Below are 22,966 nucleotides of genomic sequence, written 5' to 3' on the forward strand. Positions count from 1 at the left end.
ATCCATGAGCAAACTTGACCGGTATGACCTGAGCATTTTGGCGGAATTGCAGCGTGACGCCCGTATCTCCAACCAGGAATTGGCCGAACGCATCGGCCTGTCGCCCTCGCCTTGCTCGCGCCGGGTCAAGCAATTGGAAGACGACGGTTACATCGCCCGCCAGGTCGCCTTGCTCGACCGCAAGATGCTCGGCCTGAGCCTCACCGCTTACGTGCTGATCGGCATGGACCGCCACACCCCCGAGCGTTTCGAGAACTTCGAGGCCGCCATCCGCAGCCTGCCGCAAGTGCTCGAATGCAGCCTGGTAACGGGTGTGGACGCCGATTACCAGCTCAAAGTGGTGGTGCCGGACATGGACCACTATCAAAAACTGCTGCTGGGCCACCTGACCCGCATCGATGGCGTGACCAGCGTGCGCTCCAGCTTCGTGCTCAACCAGGTACTCAACAGCACCGAACTGCCGTTGACCCATTTGCGTAGCTGACCAACGCGCTTCGGGTTGGGGGTGGCCTCCTGCGCTGTGGCAGAGCGCCGCAGGTCAATGCGCCGCGCCCAGCCCTTGGCGTATACTCGCCCGGCCTTTTTTGCCGTGCCTGCGTTGGAGTGCCCCGATGGATCCTGCATTACTTGAAGAGTGGATGATGACCGGCCTGGTCAGCGTCCTGATTATTTTCATGGGTTTCATCGTCTGGGACCTGGCGAAGAAGTCCAAGGCCGGGCGTTTCGGTTCGTTCATCCTGTTTTTCGTGCTGGGCCTGGGCGTGGCCGCGTTCATCATTAAAAGCGTGGTGATTGGCCTGATCGAATCCGGCGCCTTATAAGCGCGCCGGCACTTCCCGGTATTGGCCCTGATCGAGCCCCTCGATAGACCAGTCGCCGATCCGCACCCGCACCAGGCGCAAGGTCGGCAAACCGACCGCCGCCGTCATGCGCCGCACCTGGCGGTTGCGCCCCTCGCGAATCACCAGTTCCAGCCACGCGGTCGGTACGCTCAGGCGAAACCGCACCGGCGGGTTGCGCGGCCACAGTTGCGGCGCGTCCAGGCGCCGCGCCTGGGCCGGCAGGGTCATGCCGTCATTCAACTCCACACCCTCGCACAACTGCCGCAATTGCTCGTCCGTGGGCTCGCCCTCCACCTGTACCCAATAGGTTTTCGCCAGTTTGTGCTTGGGGTCGGCGATCCGCGCCTGGAGCTGGCCGTCGTTGGTCAGCAGCAACAAGCCTTCGCTGTCGCGGTCCAGGCGCCCGGCCGGGTAAATACCGGGGATGGGGATGAAGTCCTTGAGCGTCGCCCGCCCTTGCCCGTCGCTGAACTGGGTCAGCACATCGAAGGGTTTGTTGAACAGGATCAGCTTCGGCTCGGCCGGCGGGGCCTTGGCCACGCGGCGCGCGGTGGCGGGCGCAGGCTTGGCGCCGGGGCGGCGCGCAGGGGGACGGGGGGGACGGGGCATGGCAACGACAACATCTAACGGTCAGGGCCGACCATGCTAGTGGCCCCAACGTTAAATGACCACCGCCCTGTCAGCGGAACGGCGGCTCGTCGAAGCTGCGCAGTTTGCGCGAGTGCAGGGAGTTGAGTTCGGTGCGCAGCAGGTCGACCGCTTCGATGCCGATCTTCAAATGCTGGCTCACCGCACGCTCGTAGAACGCATTCGCCGAGCCGGGCAGCTTGATTTCGCTGTGCAGGGGTTTGTCCGAGACGCACAGCAGCGTGCCGTAGGGCACCCGCAGGCGATAACCCTGGGCGGCGATGGTGCCGCTTTCCATGTCCACCGCCACGGCACGGGAGAGGTTAATCAGTGGCCGTTCCTGGGCCCAGCGCAGTTCCCAGTTGCGGTCGTCGTAGGTCAACACGGTGCCGGTGCGCAGGCGTTTTTTCAGCGCCTCGCCCTTCTCCCCGGTGACATTCGCCGCTGCCTGCTGCAATGCCATCTGCACTTCGGCCAGGGCCGGGATCGGGATGTTCGGCGGCACCACGCGGTCGAGGATGCCGTCGCGGCGCATGTAGGCGTGGGCCAGTACGTAGTCGCCGATGGTCTGGGATTGGCGCAGGCCGCCGCAGTGGCCGATCATCAGCCAGCAGTGCGGGCGCAACACGGCCAAGTGGTCGGTGATGTTCTTGGCGTTGGACGGGCCGACGCCAATGTTGACCAGGGTCACGCCGTGGCCGTCGCTGGCCTGCAAGTGATAGGCGGGCATCTGGTAGCGGTGCCAGACCACGCCCGCGGCGATGGCCGAGGCTTCGCCGTGGTCCATGGCTTTTTCGATAATCACGTTGCCCGGCAGCACCATGCGCACGAAACGCGGGTCGTTGCGCAGCCGTTCCAGGCCATGGACGATGAATTGGTCGACATAGCGGTGGTAGTTGGTCAGCAGGATCCACGGTTGTACATGGCGCCAGTCGCTACCGGTGTAATGCACCAGGCGCCGCAGGGAAAAGTCCACGCGCGCGGCGTCGAACAGGGCCAGGGGCAAGGGGTCGGTGTTTTCCCAGTCGTAGAGGCCGTCGGCGATGCCATCGGTGGCGGCCGACAGGTCGGTGCTGGGGAACACCCGCGCCAGCACGGCGGCAGTCACCCCGGAGCCGGCCAGTTCATCGCCCTGCTCGACCACGTAGGGGTAGGGAATGTTCTGCGCGCTGACACCCACTTCCACGGTCACGGTGAAGTCGTGCATCAGCGGTTCGAGTTGCTCCAGCAGGTACTTACGGAACGCCGCCGGGTGGGTCACGGTGACGCTGTAGGTGCCCGGCAGTTGCACCTTGGCGTAAGCGCGGGTGGTTTGTGGGACTTCGCCTTGGCAGAGGTAGGTCAGGCGCAGTTCCGGGTAGCGAAACAAGGCACGCTGCGCGGCGTCGGGTTCGATTCGGTCTTTGAGGTATTGCTTGAGGGCTTGATTCAATGCACGGGTGGCGCGCTCGTGCAGAGCAGCGAGGCGGTCCACGGCTTGCTCGGCGGTTTGAACGACAATAAAAGCTTCGGTCACGGTAAGCATCCTGTGTTCTGACGTGCAGGCCGTTATCTTGCCTGCATCGTCGTGTCACGGGAACACAGGATTTGCAGAACCTACCGTAGCAAGCGAGCGCGGTGGCGTAGCGGCCGCAAAAGATCGTCAGGCCCCACCACCGCCAGGGCTGCTGCGCACCCCAGCGCGGGCGAGCCTGCTGGCTACGCCAACGGCGGGGTGGCGCGCGCGACGATGGCTGCCACATCCACGCCCCGGGGCAAGGTGCCGTAGGCGCGCCCGCCACCCGCCAAGCGGCTGGCGATGAAACCGTCGCTGACGCTGGCATTACCGGCCTCCAGCAGCAGTTTGGCTTGCAGGCCCAGGGCGATGTCTTCGGTCAGTTGGCGGGCGCGGTACTGGATGTCGTCGGTGTCGCGAAAGGCGTTTTTCAGCGCCTCGATATGGGCGGCCAGGCGTTTGTCGCCGTGGCCGTCACCCAGTTCGACGAACAGCGCATCGAGCACCCCCGGCTCTTTGGACAGGGCCCGCAGCACATCCAGGCATTGCACGTTGCCCGAGCCTTCCCAAGTCGAATTCACCGGCGCTTCGCGGTAGAGGCGCGGCAGGATGCTGTCCTCCACATAGCCAGCACCGCCCATGCATTCGGCCGCTTCGTTAATCATGGCCGGGGCACGCTTGCAGATCCAATACTTGCCCACCGCCGTCACCAAGCGGGCGAACTTGGCTTCCTGGCTGTCGTCGAGGTGGTCCAGGGCGCGGCCCATGCGCAGGCTCAGGGCCAGGGCGGCTTCGCTTTCCAGGGCCAGGTCAGCGAGCACGTTCTGCATCAACGGTTGTTCGGCGAGCAGCCGCCCGCCCACTTGCCGGTGGGCACAATGATGGCTCGCCTGGGTCAGGGCCTGGCGCATCAGGGCGCTGGAGCCAACCATGCAGTCGAAGCGGGTCATGGCGACCATTTCGATGATGGTCGGCACGCCGCGCCCTTCCTCGCCCACCATCCAGGCCAGGGCGCCGCGGAACTCCACTTCGCTGGAAGCGTTGGAGCAGTTGCCGAGTTTGTTTTTCAGGCGCTGGATGTAGAACTGGTTGCGGCTGTCGTCCGGGCGGTGGCGCGGCAGCAGAAAGCAGGTCAGGCCCTTGTCGGTGTGCGCCAGGGTGAGGAAGGCGTCGCACATCGGCGCCGAGCAGAACCACTTGTGGCCCACCAGTTCATAGGCCTGGCCCGGGCCCGTCGCGCCCACCGGGTAGGCTTTGGTGGTGTTGGCGCGCACATCGGTGCCACCCTGTTTCTCGGTCATGGCCATGCCAATGGTCACGCCTGCCTTGTGGGCCATGCCGATGTTGCGCGGGTCGTACTCGGTGGCCAAAACCTTGGGCAGCCATTGCTCGGCGATGTCCGGTTGCAGCCGCAGGGCGGGCACGGAGGCGAAGGTCATGGTCAACGGGCAACCGCTGCCCGCCTCGGCCTGGCTGTGCAAGTAGGTCATGGCGGCGCGGGCAACATGGGCGCCGGGCTGCGGCGCGGCCCAGGGCAAGGAGGTCAGGCCATGCTCGATCGCGGTACGCATCAGTTCGTGGTAAGCGGGATGGAATTCCACCAGGTCAACGCGATGGCCATAGCGGTCATGGCTGGCGAACACCGGTTTGTTCTGGTTGGCCAGGAACCCGGCGGCCATCAGTGGCCCACCGGCCAGTTCGCCGTAGTGATCGATGCGCGATTGCGCCCAACCTGCGCCGAACCGCGCGGCCCATTCCTGTAGCGGCAGGTCGATGCGGTAGAGGTTAGTGCCATCCAGGGACGGTGGCTGGTTGGTGACCTCGTGGGTTTCGGCGAACTGATGCAGGTTCATGGCGGGGCTCCTTGGGTGGCTCGAAGGGCCAGTTAAGCACCGCCCCGCGGCCGAACAAAGTGGCATACGCGCCTAAATATCGGCGCTTTCGCCCTCTACCCGACAGAGCACCCGGCGCAGCAGAATCGCCTGCAACGCCTCGAATTTCACCGGTTTGCTCACATACTCGATCGCACCGTCACACCGCTCACGCTCCGGCGCCTGGGTCGCCACCAGCAGCGGCAGGTCGGCGTAGCCCGCCAAGGCGTGCAACTGGCAGCACAGCGAGACGCCATCGGCGCGCAAGCGATGGCCATCGAGCAGCACCGCATCGATCCTTTCGCGCAACATCACGGCCCGTGCGTCCTCACAGCCCTCGGCGGTGCGTACCCGGTAGCCGAGCTTGAGCAACATGCCGCGCATTACCCGTTGGTTGCCGCTGTTGTCGTCCACCAGCAACACCGTGCACGCCTCGGGCATGCGCTGCGCCAACGGCCCCGCCGCACGGGCCGGCGGCGTGGCGGCGCAAGGCAAGGCTTCGACTTCCAGTTCCAGCTCGAAGCGGCTGCCGCGCCCCGGTGTGGACTGGTGATGCAAGCGCCCGCCGAGGAGTTCGACCAACTGGCGGCAAATCGCCAGGCCCACGCCGAGGCCGCCGTAGCCGCGGGTCATCGACCCGTCGAGTTGGTAGAAACGCTGGTACAGCACCGCTTCGTCCCGCTCGGTGAAGCCGATGCCGCTGTCGGTCACCGTGCACGACAGGCGCAAGCGCTGCTCGCCAACGCGCTGGCCAGTGACCCGCAACTCCACGCCGCCGCTGTGGGTGAATTTGATGGCATTGTCGAGCAGGCATTCCAGGCATTGCGCCAGCTTGTCGCGATCACCGCGCAGGCGATCGGCCAGCACCGGGGTCACCTCAATGCGAAAGCCCAATGGCTTGCTCGCCGCATTTCCGGCGAACTGCGCCTGCAAGCCATCGAGCATGCGGCGCAGGCTGAAATCCTCGTGCTGCACGGTGAGCCGCCCAGCCTGCAACTGGGTCAGGGTGAGGATGCCGTTGACCAGGCGCATCATGTCCCGCGCCGAAGTAGCGGCGGTTTGCTGGTATTGGGCCAGCTCGGGGTCCAGTTCCAGGGTCTGCATCAGTTCCAGCGAGCCGATCACGCCATTCATCGGCGTGCGCAGTTCGTGGGTCAGGGTGGCGAGGAATTCGTCCTTGAGGCGGTTGCTGTGGGCCAGCTCCTGGTTGAGCATTTCGAGCGTGTGGCTGGCCTCGGCCAAGGTGCGCGCCTGCTGCTCGCGCATGCCGTTGATGCGGTCGGCCAGGGCCAGGGACAGCAGCGCCACCTCCACCGCCGAGCCGATCTGGCTGGCGTACATGGTCAGGAACACATTGGGCAGGTAGCCCAGCACCATCAGGGTATTGACCACCCCGCCGAGCAAAAACGCCGACCAGGCAATGATGAAGTAGCGCGCCACCCGCAGGCCGCGCCACCAGGCGAACACCCCGGCGGCGAAAATCGCCACAGTGAAGATCAGCGCCAGGGCAGTCGCCAGGCGCAGGGCCAGGGCGTAACTGGTCATCAGCGACAAACCAACGACCACGGCGCTGCCGGCAATCAGCGCCACTAATCCGCCATCAAGCCAGCGGCTGAGGCGAGCAGTTTGTAGGAAGCTGCGGGCGAACTGGCTGCCAAACAGCGCCGCCAAACCGATGAAAAACGGCGTTGCGGCGTTGGCCCACCAAGGGTTGTCGGGCCAGAAATATTCCACCGCCGCGCCGTTGACCGAGAGCTGGTAGAGGCCGAACGCGGCGATATAGAGGATGTAATACAGGTAGCTGGTGTCGCGCACCGCCAGGTAAATGAACAGGTTGTAGACCAACATGCCCAGCAGCACGCCGTAGATCACCCCCAGCACATACAGGCGCAAGGGCTGCGCTTCCAAGTACGCGGTGCTCGACCACAGGGTCAGCGGCGCCTGGATCGAGCCTTCGCTTTGCAGGCGCAAATACAGGGTGCGGGGCTGGCCGGCGGCGAGGTCCAGGTCGAAAAGATAGTTGTTCTGGCGGATCTGCCGTGTGCCGAAGGGCAAGGCGTCGCCGGTGCGCCCGGCCAATTGCAAGCGGCCCATGGCGTCGGCCAGGTACAAATCCAAGTGGTCGAGGGGCGGGTAGGCCAGTTCCAGCAGCCAATTACGCGGGGCGTTGGCCTGGGTCGGGCGGTACAGCAGGTCTACCTTGAGCCAGAACACCGAGCGCGAATAACCGGCATTGAGTGTGGCGCTGTCGTGGGGCTTGAAGCGGTCGGCCAGGGCTGGCGAACTCACGTCTTCGATGCGGGCCTGGCCGCTGGCGTCCTCGAACACTTGCATCGCCCGGCCCAGGGGAAGGCTGCGGGTGGTTTCGTTGAATTCGATGGCGTCGGCCAGCAGGGGCCAGCTCAACAGCAGCATCAGCAAATAGCGCATTAAAGCCCCGGCATAGCTCGTCCGATTGTGTCAGGAAGCCCCCCATTCCTTTTGAGTAGACGCAAACCGGCATGGCCTGTTGTTGGTTTGGATCCACTCTAACATAGCCACTACTGGCCTTTGAACACCATTTAATAGCTCAAGCTAAAGGCTCTAGGACGGGCATTACAGCGATTTCGCCGGTTAATTTACCTCGCCGCCGGATGATGGCATGCAGGCATACACGACAATTCTTACGGCGCTTTCGAAAAAAGCGTTTGGTGGTAAGCTCGCGCACCATGACTATCTACAGCTCTCGCCCCGTTGTCCTCTGTCTCTCCGGCCACGACCCCAGTGGTGGCGCCGGCCTGCAGGCAGATATCGAAGCCCTCATCGCCCAGGGTTGCCATGCCGCCACCGCGATCACCGCGCTGACCGTGCAAGACACCGTCAACGTCAGTGACTTTCGCGTGCTCGAGCGCGAGTGGGTGCTGGCCCAGGCCAACGCCGTGCTCAACGACTCCACCGTCGCCGCCGTCAAACTGGGAATGCTCGGTTCCCTGGAGATGGTCGATACCGTGGTCGAGTTGCTCACGGCCCACCCGCACCTGCCGGTGATCTGCGACCCGGTGCTGCGCGCCGGGGGCGGCGGGCGCCTGGGCAAGGATGAAGTCGGCTATGCGCTGCGCGAACGCCTGCTGCCGCTAGCCGTAATCGCCACGCCCAACCTGCCCGAAGCACGCATCCTCGCCGAACTGCCCGAGGGCAGCGCCGACGCATGCGCGGAAAAACTCCTGCCGTTCATCCAACACCTGCTGATTACCGGCGGCCACGGCGACGAGCAGCAAGTCCACAACCGCCTCTACAGCCGCGACGGCACGCGCCACACCTTTACCTGCCAGCGCTTGCCGGGCAGTTATCACGGCTCCGGTTGCACCCTGGCCAGCGCCCTCGCCGGGCGCCTGGCCCAGGGCGAAGCCTTGGTCAGCGCTGTGCAGTCGGCGCTCAATTACACCTGGCGCACCCTGCGCGATGCCGAACAGTTGGGCCAAGGCCAGTTCGTGCCGCGGCGCCTGCCCCTGGATTTTTGCTCGTAACGCCATGAGGCTCGCCCGATGAAACTACGTGGCCTGTATGCCATCACCGATAGCCAACTGCTGGCCGGCAAGTTCCTCAATTATGTGGAGGCAGCGCTCGAAGGTGGCGTCACGCTGCTGCAGTACCGCGATAAAAGCAGCGACGAGGCCCGTCGCCTGCGCGAAGCCGAAGCCTTGCGTGGCTTGTGTGAACGCTACAAGACCCAACTGATAATCAACGACGACGCCGAACTGGCCGCACGGCTGGGCGTGGGTGTGCACCTGGGCCAGACCGACGGCCCGCTGACCCCGGCCCGGGCCCTGCTCGGGCGCGGGGCGATCATCGGTTCCACCTGCCATGCCCAACTGGCGTTGGCCGAACAAGCCGCCAGCGAGGGCGCCAGCTATGTCGCCTTTGGCCGCTTCTTCAATTCCAGCACCAAACCCGGCGCGCCCACCGCGACCCTCGACGTGCTCGACCAGGCTCGCGCCAAGCTGCACTTGCCGATCTGCGTGATCGGCGGCATCACCCTGGACAACGCCGCGCCCCTGGTGGCCCACGGTGCCGACCTGCTGGCGGTGGTGCATGGCCTGTTTGGCGCCGACACCGCGCAGCACGTCACGCGTCGCGCCCGCGCCTTCAACGACCTCTTCAACTCTTGATCCCGAGACCCCGCTCATGTCCCGTTCCGAAACCCTGTTTGCCAATGCCCAGAAACACATCCCCGGTGGCGTGAACTCGCCCGTTCGTGCGTTCAAGAGCGTGGGCGGCACGCCGCTGTTCTTCAAGCACGCCGAAGGCGCCTACGTCACCGACGAGGACGACAAGCGCTACGTTGACTACGTCGGCTCCTGGGGGCCGATGATCCTCGGCCACAGCCACCCCGACGTACTGGACGCGGTGCGCAAGCAGCTTGAGCACGGCTTGTCGTACGGCGCGCCGACAGAAATGGAAACGCGCATGGCGGACCTGGTGTGCTCCATCGTGCCGTCAATGGAAATGGTGCGCATGGTCAGCTCCGGCACCGAAGCGACCATGAGCGCGATCCGCCTGGCCCGCGGCTTCACCGGCCGCGACAGCATCATCAAGTTTGAAGGCTGCTACCACGGCCACTCCGACAGCCTGCTGGTCAAGGCCGGCTCCGGCCTGCTGACCCAAGGCGTGCCCAGCTCGGCAGGCGTGCCGGCGGCGTTCGCCAAACACACCCTGACCCTGCCGTTCAACGACATCGCGGCGGTGGCGCAGATGCTCAGCGAAGTGGGCCAGGAAGTTGCGTGCATCATCGTCGAGCCCGTGGCCGGCAACATGAACTGCGTACCGCCGGCGCCGGGTTTCCTCGAAGGCCTGCGCAGCCTGTGCGACCAGCACGGCGTGGTGCTGATTTTCGATGAAGTGATGACCGGCTTCCGCGTGGCCCTGGGCGGCGCCCAGGCTCACTACGGCGTCACCCCGGACCTGAGCACCTTCGGCAAGATCATCGGCGGCGGCATGCCGGTGGGCTGCTTCGGCGGCAAACGCGCGATCATGCAGCACATCGCACCGCTGGGCCCGGTCTACCAGGCCGGTACTTTGTCGGGCAACCCGCTGGCCATGGCCGCCGGCCTGACCACCCTGGGCATTATCAGCCGCCCGGGCTTCCACGCCGAACTGACCGACTACACCACCCGCTTGCTCGACGGCCTGCAACAGCGCGCCGACGCGGCGGGCATCCCGTTCGTCACCACCCAGGCCGGCGGCATGTTCGGCTTGTACTTCAGTGGTGCGGACGACATCGTGACCTTCGATGACGTGATGGCCAGCGACGCCGACCTGTTCAAGCGCTTCTTCCATCTGATGCTCGACGGCGGCGTCTACCTGGCGCCGAGCGCCTTCGAGGCAGGTTTCACCTCCATCGCCCACGGCGACACCGAGCTGAAACTGACCCTCGATGCCGCCGAACGCGCCTTCGCTGCACTGAAGTGACCGCTCGCACCTGGCGCATTGCGCCAGGTGCTCGCCTACTCTTACGGTTCTTTTATTCCCTCTTCTGCACGAAAAATCCCACAAACAGAGGGATATCCGGTCATGCAGCAGAAAAACGAGTAAAGACTTTGTAAGGTTGGCCCTGCTTATTTCATAATGCGCGCTTATTGGGCCCCCACTCAGGCCCGCGCGCCCTTCAGAGGTAAGTCGATTCCCATGAACCGCACCGGCCGCACCCTTGCATTGGGCTGCCTGTTGCTCCTTCAGCCCCTGCTCGCGCACGCACAAGCAGGCGGCAACTCGTTGTTGATCCCGGCGATAGGTCGTTGCACCCTCAATACCCAGCCCCAGGACCTTGCCGAGGCACTCACCGCCTGCCAGCAAGCCTCCGACGCCGGGGATGCGCAGGCACAATACGAGTTGGGCGAATTCTATTACGACGGCAAAAACACGCCGCGCGACCTCAACCTGGCCCTGAGCTACTTCGAGAAGGCCTCCCTGCAAGGCCACGCCCAGGCGCAATTCAAACTAGGCAGCATGTTCTTCCACGGCGAAGGCGTCCCGGCCAACAACGTCCAGGCGTACATCGTGCTGAAAATGGCCGCCGTCAACGGCGCCGAAGACGCGCTGGACACCGCTGACGAAGTCGCCGAGCACATGCAGCGCGATGAACTGGAAGTCGCCACCCAAGTGCTGGGCCAGATCTTCCGCAAGTACCTGATGGAACTGCAAAGCGCCGACGGGCGTTCGCCTTTTTCGCCGTTGCCCTAAGTTCGTCCGCCCCTCTGTGACGCCCTACTTCTCCGGCATCGGCATCGGGAACGGCATGACATTGCCCATGCCCCGTGCTTCGCTGATTTTCGGCGTGCCCAGGCGTTCGACTTCATCGATGCGCACGATCGAGTGCATGGGCACGAAGCTGCGCACCACGCCTTCAAATTGGGCCTTGAGTTTCTCTTCGCCGGGGTCGACCACCAATTGCGTGCGCTCGCCGAAGACGAATTCTTCCACTTCCAGGAAACCCCACAGATCGCTTTGATAGATCTGTTTGGCGTACATCTCGAACACCTGGCCCTGGTTGAGGAAAATCACCTTATAGATTGGAGCTTCGCGTTTGGTCATGGTGGGCGGGTAACACATCGGGGGATAAAAAGAGGGCGCGAACTATAGCATAGCCATCGGGCGCGCAACGCTAGGAAGCAACCGCGATGACCACTATAATGCGCGGTTCTTTGAATCACGTGATGACCCCTGTCCATGGCCAAGAAGCTTTACATCGAAACCCACGGTTGCCAGATGAACGAGTACGACAGCTCGCGCATGGTGGACCTGCTGGGCGAACATCAGGCCCTGGAAGTCACCGCCCGCGCCGAAGACGCGGACGTCATCCTGCTTAACACCTGCTCCATCCGCGAGCGCGCCCAGGACCGGGTTTATTCCCAACTCGGCCGCTGGCGTGAGCTGAAATTGGCCAACCCGGACATGGTGATCGCCGTCGGCGGTTGCGTGGCCAGCCAGGAAGGTGCCGCGATCCGCGACCGCGCTCCTTATGTCGATGTGGTGTTCGGCCCGCAGACCCTGCATCGCCTGCCAGAAATGATCGATGCCGCGCGCGTTACCAAGCTGCCGCAAGTGGACGTCTCGTTCCCGGAAATCGAAAAGTTCGACCACCTGCCCGAACCCCGCATCGACGGCCCCAGCGCGTACGTTTCGGTGATGGAAGGCTGCAGCAAGTACTGCACGTTCTGCGTAGTGCCCTACACCCGCGGCGAGGAAGTGAGCCGGCCGTTCGACGATGTGCTGGCCGAAATCATCCACCTGGCCGAGAACGGCGTGCGCGAAGTGACCCTGCTGGGGCAAAACGTCAACGGTTATCGCGGCCAAACCAACGATGGCCGCGTGGCCGACTTGGCCGAATTGATCCGCGTGGTGGCCGCGGTCGATGGCATCGAGCGCATCCGCTACACCACGTCCCATCCGCTGGAGTTTTCCGACAGTTTGATCCAGGCCCACGCCGAGGTTCCAGAACTGGTTAAGCACCTGCACTTGCCGGTGCAATCGGGTTCGGACCGCATCCTGTCGGCCATGAAGCGCAACCACACTGCGCTGGAGTACAAGTCCAAGTTGCGCAAGCTGCGGGCGGCGGTGCCGGGGATTTGCATCAGCTCGGACTTTATCGTCGGCTTCCCCGGCGAGACGGAAAAAGACTTCCAGCAAACCATGAAGCTGATCGAGGACGTGGGTTTCGACTTTTCCTACTCGTTCGTCTACAGCCAGCGCCCCGGCACGCCAGCAGCCGACCTGGCCGACGACACCCCCGAGGAGCTGAAAAAGGAACGCCTGAACGCCTTGCAGCATCGCCTCAACCAGCAGGGTTTTGAGATCAGCCGACAAATGGTCGGCTCGACCCAGCGCATCTTGGTCACCGATTACTCGAAGAAGGACCCGGGCGAGCTGCAGGGGCGCACGGAGAACAACCGTATCGTCAACTTCCGCTGCGATGATCCGACTTTGATCGGGCAGTTCGCCGATGTGCACATCGACGCCGCCCAACCGCACTCGCTGCGCGGCTCGCTGTTGCCCTGAGAGAGGGCTCAGCGTGTGTGAGGCCGCTGTGGGAACGAGCCTGCCCGCGATAGCGATCTATGGGCCAATGAGCGTGGCGGGCCCGGCGCCGTCGCGAGCAGGCTCGCTCCCACAGGGGCAAGAACCAGACGGGCCTGCTTAAGTGCTTTCGTACCCGGCGTGCTGGCGTTATCCTTCATTTCACCTTAATTGCCCCAGGGCGGCTAAAAACGACCTTGAACGCACCTATCGAACCACATCGTTTCATTCTCGAGCCCTTCGAGGCTCGCCGCTTCGCCAACCTGTGCGGGCAATTCGACGAGCATCTGCGCTTGATCGAACAACGCCTGGCGATTGAAATCCGCAACCGCGGCAATCAATTCGAGCTCATTGGCGAACTCAAGCACACCACCTGCGCGGAAACGCTGCTGCGCCGCCTGTACCGGGAAACCCAGAGTACGGAGCTGTCGCCAGACATGGTGCACCTGTTCCTGCAGGAGTCGGCTGTCGAGGAAATGGACAACCACTCCCCTGCCGATGCCGCCATCGCCCTGCGCACCAAAAAAGGCATGATTCGCCCTCGCGGCCTGAATCAGCAGCGCTACGTGAAGGAAATCCTGGGCAACGACATCAACTTCGGCATCGGCCCGGCCGGTACTGGCAAAACCTACCTGGCGGTCGCCTGCGCCGTGGATGCCCTGGAGCGCGAACAAGTGCGCCGCATCCTGCTGGTGCGCCCGGCGGTCGAGGCCGGCGAGAAGCTGGGCTTTTTGCCCGGCGACCTGGCCCAGAAGATCGACCCGTACCTGCGCCCGCTGTATGACGCGCTGTACGAGATGCTCGGCTTCGAGTACGTGGCCAAGCTGATCGAGCGCCAGGTCATCGAGATCGCGCCGCTGGCCTACATGCGCGGCCGCACGCTGAACAACAGTTTCATCATCCTCGACGAAAGCCAGAACACCACCGTCGAGCAAATGAAGATGTTCCTGACCCGCATTGGCTTTGGCTCCACCGCCGTGATTACCGGCGACATCACCCAGGTCGACCTGCCCAAGGGCACCAAGTCCGGGCTGGGCCAGGTGATCGAGGTGCTCAAGGATGTGCCAGGCATCAGCTTCACCCACTTCATGCCCAAGGACGTGGTCCGCCACCCCTTGGTGCAACGCATCGTCGAAGCCTACGAGCGCTTCGAGCACAAAGACGACATGCCCGCCGCCAAGGACAGCCGTCACGATGCTTGAGCTCGATCTGCAATTGGCCACCGAGGCCACCGCGCCCGACGAAAGCCAGTTCCGCCAATGGTGTGAGCTGGCTTTACGCCAGCGCAGCGCCGATTCGGAACTGACCATCCGCCTGGTGGACGAACCTGAGGGCCGCGAGCTGAACCACACCTGGCGGCATAAGGACTACGCCACCAACGTGCTGTCCTTTCCCGCTGACGTGCCGGACGAACTGCTGGATATCCCGCTGCTGGGCGACCTGGTGATCTGCGTGCCCGTGGTCGAGCGTGAAGCGGCCGAGCAAGGCAAGGCGCTGGACGCCCATTGGGCGCACCTGGTGATTCACGGCTGCTTGCATCTACTGGGTTACGACCATATAGATGACGACGAAGCCGAAGAAATGGAAGCGCTGGAACGAACGTTGCTTGCCGAGCTGGGTCATCCCGACCCCTATGCAGACGACGAACCTGACAACCTCTTAACTGAAACAACAAAGGACTTAGAGTAATCGCTATGAGCGAAGACCGATCGAGCAACGGGCAAAAGTCATGGCTGGGGAAACTGACCCAGGCTTTTGCCCATGAGCCGAAAAACCGCCAGGAGCTGCTGGAGCTGCTGCGCGAAGCGCACCAAAACAAACTGTTGGACAGCGAAGCGCTGGCCATCGTCGAAGGCGCCATCCAGGTAGCCGATCTGCAAGTGCGCGACATCATGGTGCCGCGCTCGCAAATGGTCAGCATCAAGGCGACCCAGACACCCCGCGAGTTCCTCCCGGCAGTCATCGACTCGGCGCATTCGCGCTACCCGGTCATCGGCGAAAGCCACGACGACGTCATGGGCGTGTTGCTGGCCAAAGACCTGCTGCCGCTGATCCTCAAGGAGAACGGCGACAGCTGCAACGTCAAGGACCTGCTGCGCCCGGCGACCTTCGTCCCCGAGTCCAAGCGCCTGAATGTGCTGCTGCGCGAGTTCCGCGCCAACCATAACCACATGGCCATCGTCATCGACGAATACGGCGGCGTGGCAGGCCTGGTGACCATCGAAGACGTGCTGGAACAGATCGTCGGCGACATCGAAGACGAGCACGACGTCGAGGAAGACAGCTATATCAAACCGCTGCCCAGCGGCGATTTCCTGATAAAGGCCCTGACGCCGATCGAGAACTTTAACGAGTTTTTCGACAGCGAGTTCTCCGACGACGAGTTCGACACCGTCGGCGGCCTGGTGATGAGCGCTTTCGGCCACCTGCCAAAACGCAATGAAATCACCGAAATCGGCGCCTACCGCTTCCGCATCCTCAATGCCGACAGCCGCCGGATTCACTTGATCCGCCTCACCCCCATTGCTCGCTAAGGATTGATATGCGCCGTCTGACCCGCCCCGGCTGGCCCGGTAACCTGCTGGCCGTGGCGGCCGGCGCACTCACCACCCTGGCATTGGCTCCCTTCGATATCTGGCCGCTGGCACTGCTGGCGGCCGGGTTCTTCTACGCCGGCCTGCGCCATCTGAACCCGCGCCAGGCCTTGGGCCGTGGCTGGTGCTTCGGTTTCGGCCTGTTCGGCGCGGGCACCAGTTGGATCTACTACAGCATCCACCACTTCGGTGGCGCTTCGGTGCTGCTGGCCGGGTTGCTGATGCTGGCCTTCACTGCGGCGATTGCCTGGTTTTTCGCCCTACCCGCGTGGCTCTGGGCACGCTGGTTGCGCCGCAACGAAGCGCCGCTGGCCGACGCCCTGGCCTTCGCTGCGTTGTGGGTGGCCCAGGAAGCCTTTCGCGGCTGGTTCCTGACCGGTTTCCCGTGGCTCTACTCAGGTTACAGCCAACTCGATGCACCGCTGGCCGGGCTTGCGCCGCTGGGTGGGATCTGGCTGATTTCCTTCAGCCTAGCCCTGACCGCCGCGCTGCTGTACAACCTGCCGCGCCTGATAAAAGGCCGGCGCCCGGGTTTCATCGCCGCCGGCCTGCTGCTGTTGGCCGCGCCCTGGGTGATCGGGATCGCGCTCAAGGGCCATGCCTGGACCAGCCCTTCGGGCGAGCCGCTGAGCGTGGCGGCGATCCAAGGCAACATCGAACAAAGCATGAAGTGGGACCCGGCGCAGTTGAACGCGCAACTGGCGCTGTACCGAGACATGAGCTTCAGCACCAAACGCGTTGACCTGCTGATCTGGCCGGAAACCGCGATCCCGGTGCTCAAGGAGTCGGCCGAAGGTTTCCTGAGCATGCTCGGCACCTTCGCCGCCGACCGTAACTCGGCGCTGATTACCGGGGTGCCGATCCGCCAGCAAGTACGCCATGAAAAACGCTACTTCAACGGTATCACCGTGGTTGGCCAGGGCGACGGCACGTATCTGAAGCAAAAACTGGTGCCTTTCGGCGAGTACGTGCCGCTGCAAGACCTGCTGCGCGGGCTGATCGCCTTCTTCGACCTGCCAATGTCCGACTTCGCCCGTGGCCCGGCCGACCAGTCAATGTTGCAGGCCAAGGGCTATCAAATTGCGCCGTTCATCTGCTACGAAGTGGTCTACCCGGAATTTGCCGCCGGCCTTTCGGCCCGCAGCGACCTGCTGCTGACCATCAGCAACGACACCTGGTTCGGCACCTCCATCGGGCCCTTGCAGCACTTGCAGATGGCGCAGATGCGCGCCCTGGAAGCGGGACGTTGGATGATCCGCGCCACCAACAACGGCGTGACCGGCCTGATCGACCCGTTTGGCAAGATCACCGCGCAGATCCCGCAATTCGAGCGCGGCATTCTGTATGGCGAAGTGGTGCCGATGCACAACCTCACGCCGTACCTGCAATGGCGCTCGTGGCCGCTGATTATTGCGTGCCTGCTGCTGTTTGGCTGGGCGCTGCTGGCCAGCCGGATGGCCAAGACCGTGTGACCCCGTGCCAGCGATCGCGCGCCTGATGGCGCCATCGCTGGCAAGCCAGGCCTCTACGCGGCCTAACGATAGAACAGGCGATAACCCACCAGCCCCGCCGCCTCATTGAGCAACTGCCCGGACTGCCAGATCGACTTGAACTCCGGCATCCAACCGCCCAGCGGCCGCGCGTTGTCCACCCCGAGAAACCCCACCGGCGCCGGTACTACGCCAAACCCCGCGCGCTCGAAACTCCACACGCTGCGCTGCATGTGCCAGGCCTGGGTCACGACCACCACCCGCGTGACGCCCTCAGGCAGCAATACCTGGGCGCTGAACTGGGCGTTTTCCCAGGTCGTGCGGCTGCGCCCTTCCTGCCAGCGCACCGCCACGCCAAAGTCATCGCGCAGGGAATCGGCCATCAGCGCCGCCTCGGTGGGCGGCGTGCCATAGTGCAGGCCGCCACTGGTCAGGACCGGCAACCCCGAGGCCTTGGCCAGGCGCGCCGCGTACCGCTCACGCTCCAGGCCCACCCCGGTGGGCTGATCCGCGCCCCAGGCCGGGTCGCCGCGCTCCCGGCCTGAGCCCAACACCACAATCGCATCGGCGCGCTCGGCCAGGGTCGCCCACTCGCTGCGCTCCAGCGCAGGCTCGGTTTCCAGGGCGCGGGCGCTCCACTCCACCACCACCGGCAGGCTCATTAGCCCGAAACCACCAAGCCCCAGCGCAAAACACAAGCCCGCCAAGCGCGGGCGGCTGCGGCGCAACCACCAGGCCAGCGCCAGCAACAACAAAAGAATGCCGGGAGGTAACAGCAACTGTTTGACGAAGTAACGAAAAGGCATCGGGCATCTCCAAAAAATGCCCGAAGCCTAAGGGGGTTGAAGCAAAGCAACAACAGAGGATATCGGCCGTTCTATGGAAAGGCCCTTGGCGGTGACGTCATGCCAGTGCCCTTGCGGGCTGCGTACACTTACTTGAATTGCAGGGACCGGACCTTTACCGCGCCCCCGCTATTAGGCGCCTTGTCTCTCAACCAGATGATCTTGGCCGAATGCGGCGCCTGTGGCGGTGTAACCTGATTGTTGCCCGCACCCTGCGGCGCCTCCTGCCCGCTGCGGTCCAGATAAGCCTGAATCAACTCGAACTCGGCAGCGCTCAAACCACGCAGTTCCAATTCGGCGGGACGCTCGTCGCGTAACCGGCCCGCCGTCTTTGCCGCATCCAGGGCCAGACCCAAACGGTCAATCAGCCGCTCATAGAACTCCGGTTTAATGACTTTTCGCTGCGACTCAACCATCCGTTCACCTCACTAGAAGGATATGACTCACTCCCCAGTTAGAAGCGTAGTCCCGCGCGGCAAACGGGCCGGTCCCCGCGACCAACGGCCCGCCGGGCCGCGCGGGGTGCAATCAGGGTTTCCCTCGGCGGAGTACGGTCATGTATGCTACGGCGCTTCCTGTAATTCCACTTCCAGCTCGCCTGGGCACCGAAAACGCCACAATCTGGCGGCATTTGCGCCCAGCGTCGCATTGAAGAGGATTAGGCCACCCCTATTCAGTTCAAAAGTAGCCATGCACGAACACTATCAGCCCCGTGAAATAGAAAACGCCGCCCAATCCTTCTGGGACGAACAGAAGTCCTTCGAGGTCAGTGAACAGCCAGGCAAGGAGACTTACTACTGCCTATCGATGTTCCCTTACCCCAGCGGCAAGCTACACATGGGGCATGTGCGTAACTACACCATCGGCGACGTGATCTCCCGCTACCAGCGCATGCAAGGCAAGAACGTCCTGCAACCCATGGGTTGGGACGCCTTCGGCATGCCGGCGGAAAACGCCGCGATGAAAAACAACGTAGCGCCCGCCAAGTGGACCTACGAAAACATCGCCTACATGAAATCCCAGCTGCGCAGCCTGGGCCTGGCGGTGGATTGGTCGCGCGAAGTGACCACCTGCAAGCCTGATTACTACCGCTGGGAACAATGGCTGTTCACTCGCCTGTTCGAAAAGGGTGTGATCTACCGCAAGAACGGCACCGTGAACTGGGACCCGATCGACCAGACCGTGCTGGCCAACGAGCAGGTGATCGACGGCCGCGGCTGGCGTTCCGGCGCACTGATCGAAAAGCGCGAAATCCCGATGTACTACTTCAAGATCACCGCCTATGCGGATGAACTGCTGGAGAGCCTCGACGACTTGCCGGGCTGGCCCGAGCAGGTCAAGACCATGCAACGCAACTGGATCGGCAAATCCCGTGGCATGGAAGTGCAGTTCCCCTACCACGTCGACTCCATCGGCGAAGCGGGCGTACTGAAAGTCTTCACTACCCGTCCGGACACCTTGATGGGCGCGACCTACGTCGCCGTGGCCGCCGAGCACCCGCTGGCCACCCTCGCCGCGCAGAACAACCCTGAGCTGCAAGCCTTCATCGCCGAATGCAAAGGCGGCAGCGTCGCCGAAGCCGACGTCGCCACCCAGGAAAAGAAAGGCCTGCCCACCGCCCTGTTCGTCGAACACCCACTGACCGGCGAAAAACTGCCGGTGTGGGTCGCCAACTATGTGCTGATGCACTACGGCGATGGCGCGGTGATGGCTGTGCCGGCCCATGACGAGCGGGATTTCGAGTTCGCCACCAAATACGCCTTGCCAATCAAGCCCGTGGTGCGCACCAGCGCCGGCGACGAGAGCCCGGCGCCCTGGCAGGACGCCTATGGCGAACACGGCACGCTGATTAACTCCGGCGAATTCGATGGCCTGGACTTCCCCGGCGCCTTCGACGCCATCGAAGTGGCGCTCATCAAGAAAAACCTCGGTGCCTCGCGCACTCAGTTCCGCCTGCGCGACTGGGGCATCAGCCGCCAGCGCTACTGGGGCTGCCCGATCCCGATCATCCACTGCGATAGCTGCGGTGACGTGCCCGTACCGCAAGACCAACTGCCCGTCGTCCTGCCCGAAGACGTCGTACCCGACGGCGCCGGTTCGCCCCTGGCACGCATGCCCGAGTTCTACGAGTGCGCCTGCCCCAAATGCGGCGCGCCGGCCAAGCGTGAAACCGACACCATGGACACCTTCGTCGAGTCCTCGTGGTACTACGCCCGCTATGCCTCGCCTCACTACGAGGGCGGCCTGGTGGAAAAATTCGCGGCCGACCATTGGTTGCCGGTGGATCAGTACATCGGCGGCATCGAACACGCGATCCTGCACCTGCTCTACGCGCGCTTCTTCCACAAACTGATGCGCGACGAAGGCCTGGTCAGTTCCAACGAACCGTTCAAGAACCTGCTGACCCAGGGCATGGTGGTCGCCGAGACCTACTATCGCCGCGAGGCCAACGGCAGCTACACCTGGTTCAACCCGGCAGACGTCGAGCTTGAGCGCGACAGTAAGGCCAAGGTCATCAGCGCCAAGCTGATCGCCGATGGCCTGCCGGTGGAAATCGGCGGCACCGAGAAGATGGCCAAGTCCAAGAACAACGGCGTCGATCCACAGTCGATGATCGACCAGTTCGGGGCCGATACCTGCCGCCTGTTCATGATGTTCGCCTCGCCGCCCGACATGAGCGCCGAATGGTCCGACTCAGGCGTCGAAGGCTCGCACCGCTTCCTCAAGCGCGTCTGGCGCCTGGCCCACGCCCATATCAGCCAGGGCTTGCCCGGCAAACTGGACGTGGCCAGCCTGAGCGACGAGCAAAAAGCCATCCGCCGCAGCACCCACCTGGCCATCAAGCAAGCCAGCCAGGACGTGGGCCAGCACCACAAGTTCAACACCGCTATCGCCCAGGTGATGACGCTGATGAACGTGCTGGAAAAAGCACCGCAAACCACCGCACAAGACCGCGCGCTGGTACAGGAAGGCCTGGAAACGGTCACCCTGCTGCTGGCGCCTATTACCCCGCACATCAGCCATGAACTGTGGAACCAGTTGGGCCACAGCGGCGCAGTAATCGACGCCACATGGCCGGTGGCCGATGACAGCGCCCTGGTACAGGACACGCTGCAACTGGTGATTCAGGTCAACGGCAAGCTGCGCGGCCAGATCGACATGCCCGCCAGCGCCAGCCGCGAAGAAGTGGAAGCCGCCGCCCGTGCCAACGAGAACGTGCTGCGCTTCACCGAAGGCCTGACGATCCGCAAAGTGATCGTCGTGCCCGGCAAACTGGTCAACATCGTCGCTAGCTAAATTGGATCAGGTGCCGGGCAACACGCCCGGCACCGCACAGAACCTTACGGGCCGCACGGCGGCCCACCTGGTTTCAAGGGGAGCATCAAGATGATTAAACGCAATTTGCTGGTTATAGGCCTGGCCGTGTTGCTAAGCGCCTGCGGGTTCCAGTTGCGCGGCACCGGCACCAGCGAACTGGCCATCAAGGAACTGGACGTCACGGCCCGCAACGCCTATGGCGACACCGTGGTGCAATTGCGCCAGGTTCTGCAAAGCAGCGGCGTCAAGGTCTTTGCCGGCGCGCCGTACAAACTGGTGCTGGCCAACGAGCAGGAATCCCAGCGCACCCTCAGCTACGCCGGTGCCGGCCGCTCGGGTGAATACGAGCTGACGACTGTGCTCAACTACGAAATCCTCGGCCAGGGCAATCTGTCGCTGCTCAGCGACAAGCTGCAAGTGCAGCAAGTATTCCTGCACGACGGCAACAACCTGGTGGGTTCCGACCAGGAAGCCGACCAGACCCGCAAGGAAATGCGCCGCGACCTCGTCCAGCGCATGGTGCTGCGCCTGCAACAGTTGAGCCCGACGCAACTGGACCAATTGCAGCAAACCGCCACGGCCCGCGCCAAGGCCGAAGCCGATGCACTGGAAGCCGCGCAAAAGGCTGAAGCCGAAACGCCGCGCCAGTCGCCGCTGCAACTGAACCAATAAGTCTTGCGGGGCGCCTCGGTGCCCCGCTTGCCCTCGCCGATGAAACTCGCCCCCGCCCAACTCGCCAAGCACCTGCAAGGTGCCCTCGCGCCCGTCTATATCATCAGCGGCGACGACCCGCTGTTGTGCCAGGAAGCCGCCGACGCCATCCGCGCCACGGCCCGCCAGCAGGGTTTCGATGAACGCCAGGTGTTCAGCGCCGATGCCAGTTTCGACTGGGGCACGCTGCTACAGGCCGGCGCCAGCATGTCGCTGTTCGCGCAAAAACGCGTGTTGGAACTGCGTTTGCCCTCGGGCAAGCCTGGGGACAAAGGCGCCGCCGCCTTCATCGAATACTGCGCCCGCCCGGCCGAAGACACCCTGCTGCTGATAAGCCTGCCAAAACTCGATGGCAGTGCGCAGAAGACCAAGTGGGGCAAGGCCCTGATCGAAGGCGCCCACACCCAGTTTGTGCAGATCTGGCCGGTGGACGCCAACCAGTTGCCGCAATGGATTCGCCAGCGCCTGTCCCAGGCCGGGCTTAGCGCCAGCCAGGATGCGGTGGAACTGATCGCCGCCCGGGTCGAAGGCAACCTCTTGGCCGCCGCCCAGGAAATCGAAAAACTCAAATTGATGGCCGAAAGTGGGCAGATCACCGTGGAAACGGTGCAGGCCGCCGTGGCCGACAGTGCGCGCTTCGATGTCTTTGGCCTGGTGGACGCCATTCTCAACGGCGAAGCCGCCCACGCCCTGCGCATGCTCGAAGGCCTGCGCGGCGAGGGCGTAGAGCCGCCGGTTATTCTCTGGGCCCTGGCCCGGGAACTGCGGGTGCTGGCTAACCTGGCGCTGCAATACAGCCAGGGCACGCCGCTGGACAAAGCCTTCAGCCAGGCCCGCCCGCCGATCTGGGACAAGCGTAAACCGCTGATGAGCAAAGCCCTGCAACGCCACAGCGCGCAACGCTGGGCGCAACTGCTGCAGGACGCCCAGCGCATTGACGCGCAAATCAAGGGCCAGGCCAGCGGCTCGCCGTGGATGAGCCTGAGCCGCCTGTCACTGTTGATGGCCGGGCAACGGCTGGCCTTGCCGGCGGAGTAAGCCTTACTGCAATTCTCTGTGGGAGCGCGCTCTGACAGGGGTTATGCCTAAGGCCGCCGCCCATCACCAGGGCTGGACACTTG

General features: G+C 63.7%; 21 protein-coding genes. 14 read left to right on the forward strand and 7 right to left on the reverse strand.

The window, feature by feature from the left end; translation table 11 throughout:
• Nucleotides 1-4 precede the first annotated feature (4 nt).
• Together AC19YR_RS17925 and AC19YR_RS17930 are read left to right on the forward strand one after the other, a co-directional pair.
• On the forward strand, nt 5-484 hold the full coding sequence (locus AC19YR_RS17925; RefSeq protein WP_095109583.1) for an Lrp/AsnC family transcriptional regulator: 480 nt from the start codon (nt 5-7) through the stop codon (nt 482-484).
• Nucleotides 485-611: 127 nt separating this feature from the next.
• Nucleotides 612-821, forward strand: coding sequence for a DUF2788 domain-containing protein (locus AC19YR_RS17930; protein ID WP_095109584.1), 210 nt, complete (start codon nt 612-614; stop codon nt 819-821).
• Here AC19YR_RS17930 and AC19YR_RS17935 read toward each other — a convergent pair.
• The 4 genes from AC19YR_RS17935 to AC19YR_RS17950 all read right to left on the reverse strand — a co-directional run bounded on the left by AC19YR_RS17935 (nt 816) and on the right by AC19YR_RS17950 (nt 7,265).
• The gene (locus tag AC19YR_RS17935) at nt 816-1,382 is read right to left on the reverse strand and encodes a pseudouridine synthase (RefSeq protein WP_176465122.1); all 567 of its coding nucleotides are present in this window, start codon (nt 1,380-1,382) and stop codon (nt 816-818) included. The two genes, AC19YR_RS17930 and AC19YR_RS17935, sit on opposite strands and share 6 nt — an antisense overlap.
• Nucleotides 1,383-1,521: 139 nt before the next feature.
• Nucleotides 1,522-2,994 carry an AMP nucleosidase gene (amn, locus tag AC19YR_RS17940; RefSeq protein ID WP_176465118.1) on the reverse strand — a complete coding sequence of 491 codons (1,473 nt, stop codon included), beginning with the start codon at nt 2,992-2,994 and terminating at the stop codon, nt 1,522-1,524.
• A 173-nt stretch (nt 2,995-3,167) separates the two neighbouring features.
• Nucleotides 3,168-4,817, reverse strand: coding sequence for an acyl-CoA dehydrogenase family protein (locus AC19YR_RS17945; RefSeq protein WP_095109587.1), 1,650 nt, complete (start codon nt 4,815-4,817; stop codon nt 3,168-3,170).
• 72 nt (nt 4,818-4,889) lie between these two features.
• Complete coding sequence (locus tag AC19YR_RS17950; protein WP_095109588.1) at nt 4,890-7,265, reverse strand: hybrid sensor histidine kinase/response regulator; 2,376 nt, start codon at nt 7,263-7,265, stop codon at nt 4,890-4,892.
• Nucleotides 7,266-7,543: 278 nt separating this feature from the next.
• Between AC19YR_RS17950 and AC19YR_RS17955 the strand changes: the two genes are divergently transcribed.
• The 4 genes from AC19YR_RS17955 to AC19YR_RS17970 all read left to right on the forward strand — a co-directional run bounded on the left by AC19YR_RS17955 (nt 7,544) and on the right by AC19YR_RS17970 (nt 11,054).
• Nucleotides 7,544-8,341, forward strand: a complete 798-nt coding sequence (locus AC19YR_RS17955; RefSeq protein ID WP_095109589.1) for a hydroxymethylpyrimidine/phosphomethylpyrimidine kinase — start codon at nt 7,544-7,546, stop codon at nt 8,339-8,341.
• Between the two features lie 18 nt (nt 8,342-8,359).
• On the forward strand, nt 8,360-8,983 hold the full coding sequence (gene thiE / locus AC19YR_RS17960) for a thiamine phosphate synthase (protein WP_095109590.1): 624 nt from the start codon (nt 8,360-8,362) through the stop codon (nt 8,981-8,983).
• Between the two features lie 16 nt (nt 8,984-8,999).
• The gene (gene hemL / locus AC19YR_RS17965; protein ID WP_500599514.1) at nt 9,000-10,283 is read left to right on the forward strand and encodes a glutamate-1-semialdehyde 2,1-aminomutase; all 1,284 of its coding nucleotides are present in this window, start codon (nt 9,000-9,002) and stop codon (nt 10,281-10,283) included.
• Between the two features lie 216 nt (nt 10,284-10,499).
• Entirely contained in the window at nt 10,500-11,054 is a 555-nt protein-coding gene (locus tag AC19YR_RS17970) for a tetratricopeptide repeat protein (RefSeq protein ID WP_095109592.1), read from the forward strand.
• Between the two features lie 24 nt (nt 11,055-11,078).
• Here the strand turns inward: AC19YR_RS17970 and AC19YR_RS17975 are convergent, their stop codons facing one another.
• A complete protein-coding gene (locus AC19YR_RS17975; protein WP_017735645.1) occupies nt 11,079-11,405 on the reverse strand; it encodes a DUF1820 family protein in 327 nt (108 codons plus the stop codon).
• 135 nt (nt 11,406-11,540) lie between these two features.
• Here AC19YR_RS17975 and miaB point away from each other — a divergent pair, with 135 nt between their 5' ends.
• From miaB to lnt, 5 genes are all read left to right on the forward strand, one after another.
• A complete protein-coding gene (gene miaB, locus AC19YR_RS17980) occupies nt 11,541-12,869 on the forward strand; it encodes a tRNA (N6-isopentenyl adenosine(37)-C2)-methylthiotransferase MiaB (protein ID WP_095109593.1) in 1,329 nt (442 codons plus the stop codon).
• 215 nt (nt 12,870-13,084) lie between these two features.
• The gene (locus AC19YR_RS17985) at nt 13,085-14,089 is read left to right on the forward strand and encodes a PhoH family protein (protein WP_500599517.1); all 1,005 of its coding nucleotides are present in this window, start codon (nt 13,085-13,087) and stop codon (nt 14,087-14,089) included.
• The gene (ybeY, locus tag AC19YR_RS17990) at nt 14,082-14,576 is read left to right on the forward strand and encodes an rRNA maturation RNase YbeY (protein ID WP_095109595.1); all 495 of its coding nucleotides are present in this window, start codon (nt 14,082-14,084) and stop codon (nt 14,574-14,576) included. The genes AC19YR_RS17985 and ybeY overlap by 8 nt, the downstream gene beginning before the upstream one ends.
• A gap of 5 nt (nt 14,577-14,581) precedes the next feature.
• Nucleotides 14,582-15,421: a CorC family transporter gene (locus AC19YR_RS17995; RefSeq protein WP_095109596.1), complete on the forward strand. Its 840-nt coding sequence runs from the start codon at nt 14,582-14,584 to the stop codon at nt 15,419-15,421.
• An 8-nt stretch (nt 15,422-15,429) separates the two neighbouring features.
• Nucleotides 15,430-16,953 carry an apolipoprotein N-acyltransferase gene (gene lnt / locus AC19YR_RS18000; protein ID WP_095109597.1) on the forward strand — a complete coding sequence of 508 codons (1,524 nt, stop codon included), beginning with the start codon at nt 15,430-15,432 and terminating at the stop codon, nt 16,951-16,953.
• 62 nt (nt 16,954-17,015) lie between these two features.
• Here lnt and AC19YR_RS18005 read toward each other — a convergent pair whose 3' ends face one another.
• Both AC19YR_RS18005 and AC19YR_RS18010 read right to left on the reverse strand, forming a co-directional pair.
• Nucleotides 17,016-17,777, reverse strand: a complete 762-nt coding sequence (locus AC19YR_RS18005) for a YdcF family protein (RefSeq protein WP_095109598.1) — start codon at nt 17,775-17,777, stop codon at nt 17,016-17,018.
• 128 nt (nt 17,778-17,905) lie between these two features.
• The gene (locus tag AC19YR_RS18010) at nt 17,906-18,232 is read right to left on the reverse strand and encodes a hypothetical protein (RefSeq protein WP_095109599.1); all 327 of its coding nucleotides are present in this window, start codon (nt 18,230-18,232) and stop codon (nt 17,906-17,908) included.
• Between the two features lie 274 nt (nt 18,233-18,506).
• Between AC19YR_RS18010 and leuS the strand changes: the two genes are divergently transcribed.
• The 3 genes from leuS (at nt 18,507) to holA (ending at nt 22,883) form a co-directional block, all read left to right on the forward strand.
• The gene (gene leuS / locus AC19YR_RS18015; RefSeq protein ID WP_500599520.1) at nt 18,507-21,113 is read left to right on the forward strand and encodes a leucine--tRNA ligase; all 2,607 of its coding nucleotides are present in this window, start codon (nt 18,507-18,509) and stop codon (nt 21,111-21,113) included.
• 90 nt (nt 21,114-21,203) lie between these two features.
• Nucleotides 21,204-21,806 (forward strand): LPS-assembly lipoprotein LptE, encoded by a 603-nt coding sequence (locus AC19YR_RS18020; protein ID WP_500599522.1) that lies wholly within the window; start codon nt 21,204-21,206, stop codon nt 21,804-21,806.
• A 39-nt stretch (nt 21,807-21,845) separates the two neighbouring features.
• Nucleotides 21,846-22,883, forward strand: a complete 1,038-nt coding sequence (holA, locus tag AC19YR_RS18025; RefSeq protein WP_095109602.1) for a DNA polymerase III subunit delta — start codon at nt 21,846-21,848, stop codon at nt 22,881-22,883.
• Nucleotides 22,884-22,966: the final 83 nt, after the last annotated feature.

It is taken from the genome of Pseudomonas sp. MF08817 (assembly GCF_059862705.1).